Below are 12136 nucleotides of genomic sequence, written 5' to 3'. Positions count from 1 at the left end.
TTTTTAATAATAAACATTCAATCCTACTAAGGCAACATGGTTAGCTTTGCCATTGTAGTTCACTTGATTTTTATACGTACTGTTCATCAGCCAGGTTTGTGAAAAACTTCCAAACAGCTCATACCTGATTTTATTCTGATCGAAAATATAACTTGCGTTAAAATTAAGACCAATCTTAGGCGTTGCATCATAAGCAAAGTCCGGCTGAGCGATTTTAGTTGCAAAGATATTCTCTTTTGTGCTTTGATAAGGCTGATAATTGAATTCTTTTTCCAATGGAACATACAGATTTTGAGAAAGACCAACAGCTAATTTATGCGAAGGTTTTAAAACAAATTCCTTTTCTGCTCCCAGACGGTAATTGAAAAAGGAAAGTTTTCTGTCCATTACTACTGATAAATCTTTTACATGATTTTTCCCATATGCTGCATCAAAAAGGACTTTGAATGCTTCATTTTTATGATTAAACCAAACTACACTATTCTGCCAGAAAAGATTTTTATGTTCCAGACGGTACGATGTGTACTCCAGAGGATAGTTGTAATTGGTATCCAGCTGATCCTGATACGTCATCATGGAAGCCCATTTTTTTCCATTATAATTTCCTAAAAAATTAAGGTAGAAACTGTGCAGATCTGTTTTCAGGCCGGAATATTTTGTATAGTCTTTATGCCAGTTAAAGCTAGCATCCTGATATTCGAAAACTCTGTAGAAACGTTCAATCAGGTTTTTATAATCATATCCGGCAGAGAAATGGGTATCCGCACTGTTAAAAGCATATTCTCCCCCCCAGATATAACCTCCCATTTTATATTCGGAAGTTTTGTACTGGGTATTTCCGATATACTGATTACCATAACCTTCATTATAGCGGATATAAATGCTGTCGTTCGCAGGTACATTTCCTTTCATATTCACAAACATGATATCGTTTCCCTTATAATGGTGTACGTAACTCAGCTTTCCGAAAATGGCATGCTGCTTCCATTTTAACCCTAATTTTGCAAATGCTTTATATTTATAATCGTCTACTTTAGGCCTTGGGTCTGCATTCTGGCGGTAAGATTTAGCATAAGCCCCTTCTCCTCCTACTTGAAGAATCACTGGTTTTACAGGATTATAAGCAAACTGCCCGTTGATAAAATAGCTTTGTTTCTGCCATCTTGCCGAGCGGGAAACCCAATAATAAGAAGGGTTATAAATAAAAGAAGAGTTGGCAGTTCTCTCGTCACTTAGGATATAAGGAACATCTTCTTCAGTAGTTTTGTCTGCTTTAAGCCTTCCTGATAATGCAATTTTATCATTAAGTTGATAAACTCCTTCTGACTGAAAACTAAAGCTTCCTGTTTCTCCCGCGGTCTGTACTCTCTTAAAATTTTGTTTTGTAGAAGAATACTGAAAGGTTGTACGCGAAAAATCCAAAGGCTGAAAAAATGCAATATAAGGATCATTAATCCTGATATTCTTTTCTACAGAACTTATATTAATACTGTCTAACTGAGTTGCCTGTGCATGAAAGAACTGACTGCCTAATGCGGCCAATCCTAATATACCGTATTGAAAAACTTTAATTGTCTTATTATTGTGCATATCCTCGAGGGTTTGCTTTAATCGTTACAAAATCATTGGCAGAATTATTTGTATCCTGCAACACCACACGTCCATTGATAATTTCCTTTGTTTTACGGATTACAGAAAGTCCGGAAAAAGTACCTTCAGCCTGTCCAAGTGTGTTGACAATGAAAGTTCTTGAAGCATCTATATCTGCAGGGAAGTCTTTAGGAACTTTCTGCTCTTTATCGGTAATATCTATTCCGTCAATGATATAGTTTTTAGGAATTTGTAAAAACAGGGTTCCGGCAGGAGCTTTAGGAGCGGCTACCTTTTGCCAGCTTGCCACTTCTGCATCAGTTGCTCTCAGAATCCCCAATCCCAGCATGGAATTTACATTCAGGATTAAGTCATTAGAGGCAATACTCCAGTATGACACCAGCATATCCGGAACCATAATATTCTGAATATCCCATGCAAAAGGTTTCTTACCAATGCTTGTATTATAATCTCCCATATAGGTTTCAAAGTCTGCATGGCTCAAATCAACAGTTCTGTCAGGCTCCTGTATCGCTACACCTGTACCGTTGATATCATCAAAAGGCATTTTATGATTAATGGCTGTTTGAGCTATAACAATACTTTTTCCGGGTAAAATTGGATATTGATTTCCGCTTCCAGGTATTTTAATAAATATATTGGAGTACACATAGTCTGTATTTGCAGCAGACCCGCCACCAGCAGTTTTGCTCCAGTCATACTGCCCGTTAGATAAAGTATAGGTGGTTGGATTGTTATTTATATTGCCTTCCAGAAATACGAGATATAAACCGTCAGCATAAATAGTCTGATCAGAATTGTTATGAATCTCAATAAACTGATCTCTGAAATTGGCTCCTAACTTGTTATCTGAACCTGCATAATAATATTGTTTGATCACAAGATCCCCAAGGTTTCCACTGGTGATTCTGACCAGTTTTGAAGATGTATTGGCATTAACGGTTACTTTTTCATCGAAGCCTCCAAAGTGTACAATTTCATAGATTGTTTCTTCTCCAATCTGCTGTTCATATTCACTTTGCTTCAGCTGCAGTTCTGCCTGAATGCTGTAAGTTCCCGGTAGAACGGCATCCAGTATAAGGTCACCGTCTGCATTTGTTTTTCCTATGATCTGATCTTCTGTTGCAGCATTTTTCAGGATAACGGTTACATTTGCAACCCCTTTGTCTGCAACGGAAGGGTATTTGGAAGCATCATATTTAATATTTACAGTGAACGGAACGGGCTTAATCTCATTATTTCCTCCAAAATCATCATCTCTGTTGCATCCCGAAAGGATCAGAACAGGAATCATTAACAATAGTATTAATCGTTTCATTATTTTTATTTTTAGTATTATTAAAATCTATATGAAATATTTCCTCCAAACGAAGTAGAAGTAAAGTTGCCGTAAACACTTCCTCTTTCATCATATGCCTTTAAATTGAAAACATTACTTACGTATATTGACAATCTGAAACCGCTTAAGAAATCCTTTGTAACTCTTAAATGAACATTATGCAGCGTTTTGTTATATAAACCTGAGAGCTTTTCATCTGAAGGTTTCAGAAACAATCCCTGATATTTTGGATTGGTACGGTCGCTTTCAGGAATCATCTGCATTTCTCCATTATGTTTGATATACCCTATCGGATAAATGTCATTCATTCCTGTTAAAGATCTGTCTGAAAGAAAATGATCTGTTCTCAGACCAATGATTAATCCTGATGAAGGCAGGTGATAGTCGAAGCTGAAACTTGCTCTGGCCATGGATTTTTTATTTTTAATATCATTATAAATCCCATATTGGTAATCCTTATCCATGATTTCTGGTGCGCTGATTTTATAAAGACCTTCATCTTTGTGACCTGAAGTTTCTATATAACTGGCATTAAAACCAATAACAAGATTAAGGGCTTCTATTTTTTTGAAACTGGCCATCAGCTCCAGTCCTTTATCTACAGATTGATATCCATTAACAATTCTGTTCTGGAGATAATTAAATTTTTCAGTTCCTACAATCTCGAAAGTAGGCACATCTGTCCCTGATATATTGACATTAACTTTGGCTTTATCCATTATTTTATGGACACTCATGGTAGTAAAGCCATCAAACAATCTGTTGTAATAAGCGGTAAGGTTAACCGTTGCAAAAGGAAATCTGTAATCCACTCCTACTTCTGTTTTCCAGCTTCGAGATGGTTTCAGATTGGCATTATCTCCCGGAGTTACTACTGTCTGCATAATGGCTGCTGAATAATATCCAGGCAGACGATAATCCCCAAGAAGGAAATCAAAATACCTTGGGGCTGTATAGATTTGATTCAATGAAGGAGCTTTAGAAGTGAGTCCAAAACCTCCTCTCACAGAAAATTTCCCCATCTGATATGAGGTATTAACCCTTGGTGAATAGGTAGAATATGAATTCTGCAGATCATAACGAAGTCCCAGATTGGTTCTTAAAATATGTTTGTTGGCGAAAGCTTTCGTAATATTATCCTGGATATAAAATGCATACTGTTTGGTGGCAAAAACATTATCACGGTAATTAAAATCTCTCATTCCATTGCCCCCCTGTCCTGCAGCATTAATTGTTGTGAACTGTCCCGCTGTTCCGTAACGACCTTTTCCAAAATTATTTCCATATCTGAAATTGGCTCCGATACTGTACATGTGAACCCATTTGGATGCTGTTACTTTACTTCCATTAACACTTAAATCTGTAAAAATATTAAGAGGTTTACCATCCGAAAAAGCCTGGTTCTCATAACTTGGAGGTGTATAAGGAGCGTAATAAACACCATCGGTTGTTGAGTTTCCATAAGGACGCGCACCTTGATTCAACCAATATCTGCGCTCTGTAAGCTGTGTTGAATAGCTGATCCCTACATCTGCACTTATCGTTCTGAAAAATGGTTTATTTCCGTTTCTGTTAAAATTATAACTGATATTATTTCCTAATGAAAAGCTCTTATTATCCACATTAATAATGATTCCGTCAAGATCATCCGGATCTTTCTTTCCTTTACTGGTATTGGTAGAAAATGATGCTGAAAGTTTATTACTGAATCCTTTACTGTTTCTTGATGACCAAAGGAAGTTAACATTCGTTCTGTCATACCCTACCAGACTGGTTCTTGGATCAGAAAGTGAATTCATATAGTCTACAGATACATTAAGCGCATTATTGTTTTTAAGCTTAAAACCTTTGGTAAGACCTACCTGATAAGTTCCTTCTCTGAGAGATGCATCCAATCGAAGCGGTGATGCTTTGGCAATGGTTGTTACTTTAATAAGCCCGGATGTCAGGTCTCCGTATTTAGCGTCCGGAACTCCCTGTATCACTTCAATACTTTCAATATTCTCTGTAGGGATTTCTCTTAAATCAACTCCATAGTTCGGTTGGCTTGGTGTTAAGTTTCCGCCATTAGTTGCAGCATTAAAGCTTATCCCAAAAGGGCCACTGTTTGCAGAATCATAACTCTGCATGTTTTCGTTATTAGATAAGGCAATATCGTTGACCATCAACTGAACTCCAAACGCTCTGTTACCAAAATCATCACCACCGGGAATATTTCCGGAACTGGTGACTGAAGGACCGCTGGCTGTTCTGAATACAATATTTTTAAACTGGGTATTGTCAAACTGTTGTACGTATTGACCTGGTAATTGCTGCAGCACATCTCCGAGAGAGAAAGACTGAAGATTCTGAAGGGCTTCCTGCTGAATTGAAATTTCTGAAAACTGTTTCTTTTTTGCGGTAAGTTGTACCCCTTCAATTCTTATTTCTGATTTTTCTCGGGATGAATTTTTTGATGCCAGGATCTGAAGCTGTAATTCCTCTCCCTCTTTTATTATAATAGTTTCTTCTCTATTGTTGGAATTCAGAAAGACGATCTGACATTTTCCTTTAAGAACCATAAAACTATCTTTCTTATGAAGCTCTTTACAATCTTTCAAACCACCATTGACAAGTTCTCCTTTTTTGAGTTGTCCATTATGATAAAATTCTACTTTTTGAGCAGACAAGAGTCCGCCTGCTGTTAGAAAAACAGCACCTGCTAATAACGATAATTTCACCCTTAAAATATTTAGATGGCAAAATTAATTATAATTATTCTAAATAAAAAGAAAGTTTTTAAAATCCTTAAAGTTATTTTATCTTAAAATAGAGTAGCATACTCATACAATCCCCTATATAAAGAATAAAACCATAACACATAACAACAGTACTCTCCCTCATTAAAAAATGCGTTTTACTATATAAATTGAATATCCCGTATACTTTCATTAAATACACGGGATATTATTACTCTTACATGAAATATCTCTATTCTCTTTATATCATGATACATCTATCTATGGCTTTTGAAAAGCAGACTGAAAATTAAATGCATAAGAAGATGGACCATTTTCCTGTAAATACTCTAATCGTTGCACGGCCTCCTCTATATTTGGATAGTTACCCTCTTCAATCCACCACAGAGCATAATGGGCCTTTCCATATTTTTGAAACCACTCTCTTCTTCTTCTCAGAAAATCAACATGAAATGTTTTATAGGTATAGTCTTCCAATGATTCTATATTTCTCCATACTGATAAATTGATAATAACTTGTTCATCATTAAATGGATTAAAGCTTGTAGCATTATTCTCATCATCTTTCAGCCTCCATATGAATCCTTCACTTTCTTCCGCCAATTGGTTTACCAAATCAAAATGACTGACAAACTCATTCATTACAGGATCTTCTATATTGATTCCTTTCATTCGGGCAACATTAATTTGTGCTAGTTGGTACATTTTTATATTTCTTTTATTCTGGTTAATATTGTGTAAAAATAAATCCTGCATTATTAGCATAAAATAACTATCAATATAGATACTATTAAAAAAATGGAAAAAAAATGTGAGGCCTCATACATCAATGTAGATCAAAAATCGTATCCCTGTGCAGTAAGTTTTGTCATGGATCTCATTGGAGGAAGATGGAAAGGAGTTATCCTCTGCCATTTAAAAAATGGTGATAAAAGGTTTGGTGAACTAAAAAAAGAGCTTTCTTTTATTACAGAAACAACCTTAAGTATTCAGCTGAGACAATTAGAAAGGGATCAATTAATAACACGGACAGTATTTGGAACAAAACCTCCTGTAAAAGTTGTATACAGCCTATCAGATTCAGGATTATCATTTATTCCTTTACTGGATCACATCAATGATTGGGGCAAAACTATTTTAGAAAGTAAAAAAGTGCAATAAATCTGAAAATCAGTCTAAGGAAAATAAAAACCCCGCAGCAAACTTTGTTTGCTGCGGGGTTGGTTTATAATTTAATGTAAGTCTTTACAGCTGCTATTTTACTTTCTGTTGATATAATATAAATTAAAAAACAATATTTTATATTTCACAAAAACCTTTTGGGCACAGCTTCATCCTGTTTCAAAAAGTCATCTACAAAATTGGGTGCACTTTTACAATTACTTAACAGCCTCCTTTACGGGGGACATGTTGAAAAATCACTTTACCATTCCGTTCCAGATATTCGCCCGAAATTATCGGGTATGAATACTTGGGTGCGTGCGATACGTTATGACTTTTTATAATTACTTTGTCATTAACTTTCAAGCTATGTAATTGCTCGAGCTGAGACTTTTCCGGCTCAAATTTGACAATGTAATCATCACCATTAATCCTGACCATTACTCCGAAACCTAATCTTGAGCCTGGCGGAAGAGAAAGAGAAGTTACAACTCCCTCCATACTGATGTAATATTTAATGTTCTTCCCTATTTTAGCTTCAGCGACCTGCACTTTTTTACCTGCCGGAGATGCTTCCCATTTTTTGTACATTCTACCAGCAGGGGTAGCCTCCCATTGTTTCAATGCAGCTTTCCTTTCAGCAGCAGAGAGAGGCTTTGAGATTGGCTTTTCAGAAGTTTCATTTTTAATTTCATGATTAGCAAATACCAGTCCGCTTACCACAACCAGCAGTAAGGTCAGTACATAAATAATTTTTTTCATAGTTTTTTAGATTTAATTAATAACATTTTTATCTCTTTTTAAAGTTGATACAGCAAAATTATTTTAATATTTTCCTGCTGGTAAGTTTAAAATTGTAAATAAAAATGTAAACTTTGTAAATAAACACTTGACACTATGTTTAATAGTAGAAATCTACTTTCAGGAAAACGTAAATATCTGCTCGGATTAATACTTCTATTATTTATCTGGATTATCTATGTGGCTTTCAGCAGTGAGGATAGTGACGATTTTGATTTTGCCAGAAGAGAAGTTTTACTCCGCAAAATCGGACATGAAGTACTTCTGCAATCAGGTGACAGTACATCAAGAGTACTCCCAGTGAAAAAAATTGCAAAAAATGAATATCTGATCAGCTTTGAGAATAAGATTACTTTTCAACCGGATTCTTTGGTAAGTACTACTCAGCGTGTATTAGCCAAAGACCCGTTCGCAAATGATTATGTTGTTAATGTACTTAATTGTAACAACTCCAGTGTAGCCTATGGATACGCTATATCCAAAAATAAGCAAAATGATGTTGTACCATGCAGAGGAAGAAGACAGCCCATCGCCTGTTATACGATCAACATTAAATTTAAACCGACAGGAACAGCTATAGAAAAAAACGGATATCTTCTGGGCGGCCTGTCCTTTTTAGCATTCATTGGTTTTATTTTTTTCAGATCTTTTAAGCCCCGAAAAATTTTACCTGAAAGCCAGCAAACAGATATGCTCACTTTAGGCTCGGCATTGTTCGATGCGAAAAACCGTAAGCTTATAATCAATGAAAATACAATAGAATTAACCGGAACTGAAACCCGTCTGTTACTCATTTTCGCATCATCCCCTAACGAAACCATAGAAAGAAGCAGGTTACAAAAAGAAGTGTGGGAAGATGAAGGAGTTATAGTGGGACGCAGTTTGGACATGTTCATCTCCAAACTAAGAAAAAAACTGGAATTTGATCCGAATATTAAAATTGTTGTTGTACGCGGAAAAGGATATAAACTGGAAATTAACGCTTAAGAAAATACGAGGAAATTCCATATCATCGCAACTTTAATGCCGGTACAAAGAATGTAAAAGCAACAAAAAGCGGGATAAAAAATATTTTATCCCGCTTGTATTAGCTTTATTCTATGTCAGTTATATTACTTTACTTCTTCGAAGTCTGCATCCTGTACATCTTCAGCTCCGGCGTTTCCACCAGCATTCTGAGCTCCTGCACCTGCATCAGCACCTGGCTGTTGACCAGCTGCATATAATTCTTCAGAAGCCGCCATCCATGCTGCATCTAATGCTTCAGTTTTAGCTTTCACATCATCAACATTTTTAGCTTCAAAAGCTGTTTTCAATTCTGCGTGAGCTGCTTCGATAGCTGCTTTTTTGTCAGCAGAAAGTTTTTCACCGAATTCTTTCAATTGCTTTTCAGTCTGGAAAATCAATCCGTCAGCTTTGTTGAAGATTTCAACTTCTTCTTTTCTCTTAGCATCAGCTGCAGAGTTTTCCTGAGCTTCTTTCTTCATTCTTTCGATTTCTTCGTCAGAAAGACCTGAAGAAGCCTGAATTTTGATAGACTGCTCTTTACCAGTTCCTTTATCTTTAGCAGATACACTTAGGATACCGTTCGCATCAATATCGAAGGTTACTTCAATTTGAGGAACTCCTCTTGGTGCTGGTGGGATATCCTGAAGATCGAATCTACCGATTTCTTTGTTATCATTGAACATAGATCTTTCACCCTGTCCTACTCTGATGCTTACAGCCGGCTGGTTGTCAGAAGCTGTAGAGAATACTTCAGATTTTTTAGTTGGGATCGTAGTGTTCGCTTCAATTAATTTAGTGAATACAGAACCCATTGTTTCAATACCTAAAGAAAGTGGAGTAACGTCAAGTAGTAGTACGTCTTTTACATCACCTGTCAATACACCTCCCTGGATTGCTGCACCAATAGCTACAACCTCATCCGGGTTTACTCCTTTAGATGGTTTTTTACCGAAGAATTTTTCTACTTCTTCCTGGATGATCGGGATTCTTGTAGAACCACCTACCAAGATTACTTCGTCAATATCAGAAGTTGACAGACCAGCATCTTTTAATGCTTTAGCAACAGGCTCCATAGATCTTCTTACAAGATCAGCAGATAATTGCTCGAATTTAGCTTTTGTTAAAGTCTTCACTAAGTGCTTAGGACCTGTAGCAGTAGCCGTGATATATGGTAAGTTGATTTCAGTCTGAGGAGAAGAAGATAATTCAATTTTAGCTTTTTCAGCTGCTTCTTTCAATCTTTGTAATGCAATTGCATCAGATTTTAATTCAACACCTTCTTCAGCTTTGAACTCATCAGCCATCCAGTTGATGATCACATCATCAAAGTCATCACCTCCTAAGTGAGTATCACCATTTGTAGATAATACTTCAAATACACCATCTCCTAAATCAAGGATAGAGATATCGAAAGTACCACCACCAAGGTCGTATACTGCGATTTTCTGATCTTTATGGTTTTTATCAAGACCGTAAGCTAATGCTGCAGCTGTAGGTTCGTTGATAATTCTTTCTACTTTAAGACCAGCGATTTCACCAGCTTCTTTAGTAGCTTGTCTCTGTGCATCATTGAAGTATGCAGGAACAGTGATTACCGCTCTTGTAACTTCCTGTCCAAGATAATCTTCAGCAGTTTTCTTCATTTTCTGAAGCGTCATTGCAGAAATTTCCTGTGGTGTATATTCTCTATCGTCGATTTTTACTTTTACAGTATCGTTTGGTCCGGCAACTACTTTATAAGGTACTCTTGTGATTTCAGAAGCATCATCTTTAAAGTGCGTTCCGATAAATCTTTTGATAGAGTAAACAGTTTTTGTTGGATTCGTTACAGCCTGTCTTTTTGCAGGATCACCTACTTTTCTTTCTCCGTCTTCTGTAAAAGCTACGATAGAAGGAGTAGTTCTTTTACCTTCTGCGTTAGGAATAACAACAGGGTCTTTACCCTCCATTACAGCAACACAAGAGTTGGTTGTTCCTAAGTCAATTCCAATTATTTTACTCATAATATTTTATATTTTTTCTATTTTTAATTTAATTTACACTCTCAATTTCTCAATATCTGTACCATTCAAAGAATTGTGACAAAATGACACAATAAAAATAAAAACCTCGATAAAATCGAGGCTTTATATGATTTAATATGGAAATATTTTCATTATTTTTTGATAAACTTCATTGATTTGACGAAGTCTTTACCATTATAAGTTCTTACATAATAGACACCACTGGCAAAATCTTTCACATCAATTTTATCTGTCTCATTTTTAATAAATGCTTTTTTCACAAGTCTTCCTTCAGCATTGAAAATTTCTACTTCATTGATTGGCGCTAAAGGAGAAGCTATAGAAATGTACTGCGTAGTAGGATTTGGGAAAAGATTAATAGAATTTGCTTTTTCCACTTCATTTACTGATAAGAAAGCACAGGCGTTGGAGTTCAGTAGACTAGCTCTTGGACCTGCCATAGTATTAGTTTTGATTGTTTTCTGATCATTGGTAAAGAATGCCATTTCTGTATCTGTCACATAATCCATAAAATTCATGAACATGGCACCGTTTGCAGTTGGATTACACATAAAGCCGTTATCTGGAAAAACATTACCCCCGTAATGGGCATCATTAATAGCAGGAGTATCTGCACAGCCGTCATCATTATCCGGTGTTCCACATACACTGCCATCTTCTCCCCATGGGTGAAGCAATCCGAAATAATGTCCTATTTCATGTGTTGCAGTTCGTCCTCCATTATAAGGAGACACAGCTGCTCCTGTAGTTCCGAAGTATTTATAGCCAATAGCAAGTCCGTCCTCCGGAAATCCTGCTGCATCAGGCAGATAAGCCCACCCCAGATAAGGATTAGGCATATTCCCTACCCATATATTTAGATATTTAGTAGGATCCCAGGCTGTAAGGCCGGTTGATAAATAATATTGGTTAGCAAAATCAAAATTTGAGGCCACTGATTTTCTTTCTATACCTGTAGTAGAAGCACCTGTAGGCGTTTTTGTTGCCATACAGAATGTCAGCTCCATATCTGCAGCATAGGGCTTGAAAACATCAGGAACTACAGAACTAAAATTAGGGTTCAATTTTCTGAAATCATTATTCAGGATAGCAATCTGCGATGCAATCTGAGCGTCGGAAATATTCTGTGCAGCACTTCCATAAAGAACATGTACTACAACTGGAATAGTAACAACAGTCTGACCGTTTTTACCCAATGTATTAGCAGCCGCACTCTTACTGGTTAAATAATTTCTTAAATCTTCTTTTTTTGCCAGAGCCTGTGGATTTCTCGCATAAAACTCCTTCATTTTCAAATCAGTAGCACATTCTCTCTGTCCATATACATTGGCCATTAGAAGGCCAGCAGTCAATAGTAAAATTTTTTTCATGGAAAATAATTATAAAGTAAGCGATAAATATAACCATTCCTAAAAAAAACACTCTGAAGGTAAAAAGTACTTTATACTATATAT

The 12136-nt window shown here is 36.2% G+C and carries 9 protein-coding genes; 2 read left to right on the top strand and 7 right to left on the bottom strand.

What is annotated here, in order from left to right; all coding sequences use genetic code 11:
- Positions 1–3: 3 nt before the first annotated feature.
- From OL225_RS02680 to OL225_RS02665, 4 genes are all read right to left on the bottom strand, one after another.
- A complete protein-coding gene (locus tag OL225_RS02680; protein WP_264517181.1) occupies positions 4–1590 on the bottom strand; it encodes a DUF6850 family outer membrane beta-barrel protein in 1587 nt (528 codons plus the stop codon).
- Positions 1580–2929, bottom strand: a complete 1350-nt coding sequence (locus tag OL225_RS02675; RefSeq protein ID WP_264517180.1) for a DUF4876 domain-containing protein — start codon at positions 2927–2929, stop codon at positions 1580–1582. Before OL225_RS02675 ends, OL225_RS02680 begins: the two co-directional genes overlap by 11 nt.
- A 20-nt stretch (positions 2930–2949) precedes the next feature.
- Positions 2950–5670: a TonB-dependent receptor plug domain-containing protein gene (locus OL225_RS02670; protein WP_264517179.1), complete on the bottom strand. Its 2721-nt coding sequence runs from the start codon at positions 5668–5670 to the stop codon at positions 2950–2952.
- A gap of 279 nt (positions 5671–5949) precedes the next feature.
- Positions 5950–6393, bottom strand: a complete 444-nt coding sequence (locus OL225_RS02665) for a DUF3291 domain-containing protein (protein ID WP_047379525.1) — start codon at positions 6391–6393, stop codon at positions 5950–5952.
- Positions 6394–6486: 93 nt separating this feature from the next.
- Between OL225_RS02665 and OL225_RS02660 the strand changes: the two genes are divergently transcribed.
- The gene (locus OL225_RS02660; RefSeq protein WP_264517178.1) at positions 6487–6849 is read left to right on the top strand and encodes a winged helix-turn-helix transcriptional regulator; all 363 of its coding nucleotides are present in this window, start codon (positions 6487–6489) and stop codon (positions 6847–6849) included.
- A 222-nt stretch (positions 6850–7071) separates the two neighbouring features.
- Here the strand turns inward: OL225_RS02660 and OL225_RS02655 are convergent, their stop codons facing one another.
- Positions 7072–7611 (bottom strand): hypothetical protein, encoded by a 540-nt coding sequence (locus OL225_RS02655; protein ID WP_264517177.1) that lies wholly within the window; start codon positions 7609–7611, stop codon positions 7072–7074.
- Between the two features lie 135 nt (positions 7612–7746).
- On the opposite strand from OL225_RS02655, the gene OL225_RS02650 reads away from it, so the two are divergent.
- Entirely contained in the window at positions 7747–8637 is an 891-nt protein-coding gene (locus OL225_RS02650) for a winged helix-turn-helix domain-containing protein (protein WP_264517176.1), read from the top strand.
- 125 nt (positions 8638–8762) lie between these two features.
- Here the strand turns inward: OL225_RS02650 and dnaK are convergent, their stop codons facing one another.
- Together dnaK and OL225_RS02640 are read right to left on the bottom strand one after the other, a co-directional pair.
- Positions 8763–10661 carry a molecular chaperone DnaK gene (dnaK, locus tag OL225_RS02645; RefSeq protein ID WP_047378697.1) on the bottom strand — a complete coding sequence of 633 codons (1899 nt, stop codon included), beginning with the start codon at positions 10659–10661 and terminating at the stop codon, positions 8763–8765.
- 152 nt (positions 10662–10813) lie between these two features.
- The gene (locus tag OL225_RS02640) at positions 10814–12052 is read right to left on the bottom strand and encodes a zinc-dependent metalloprotease (RefSeq protein ID WP_081995532.1); all 1239 of its coding nucleotides are present in this window, start codon (positions 12050–12052) and stop codon (positions 10814–10816) included.
- Between the last annotated feature and the right edge of the window lie 84 nt (positions 12053–12136).

This window comes from Chryseobacterium viscerum (assembly GCF_025949665.1).
GTDB classification, from domain to species: Bacteria; Bacteroidota; Bacteroidia; order Flavobacteriales; family Weeksellaceae; genus Chryseobacterium; species Chryseobacterium viscerum_A.
The sequence above is the reverse complement of the archived record's forward strand: the minus strand, read 5'-3'. Positions and strand labels throughout refer to the sequence as shown.

Coding starts and splice junctions, on each gene's coding strand:
- OL225_RS02655 (WP_264517177.1), bottom strand. CDS start 7,611: ATGAAAAAAATTATTTATGTACTGACCTTACTGCTGGTTGTGGTAAGC.
- dnaK (WP_047378697.1), bottom strand. CDS start 10,661: ATGAGTAAAATAATTGGAATTGACTTAGGAACAACCAACTCTTGTGTT.
- OL225_RS02650 (WP_264517176.1), top strand. CDS start 7,747: ATGTTTAATAGTAGAAATCTACTTTCAGGAAAACGTAAATATCTGCTC.
- OL225_RS02665 (WP_047379525.1), bottom strand. CDS start 6,393: ATGTACCAACTAGCACAAATTAATGTTGCCCGAATGAAAGGAATCAAT.
- OL225_RS02660 (WP_264517178.1), top strand. CDS start 6,487: ATGGAAAAAAAATGTGAGGCCTCATACATCAATGTAGATCAAAAATCG.
- OL225_RS02640 (WP_081995532.1), bottom strand. CDS start 12,052: ATGAAAAAAATTTTACTATTGACTGCTGGCCTTCTAATGGCCAATGTA.
- OL225_RS02675 (WP_264517180.1), bottom strand. CDS start 2,929: ATGAAACGATTAATACTATTGTTAATGATTCCTGTTCTGATCCTTTCG.
- OL225_RS02680 (WP_264517181.1), bottom strand. CDS start 1,590: ATGCACAATAATAAGACAATTAAAGTTTTTCAATACGGTATATTAGGA.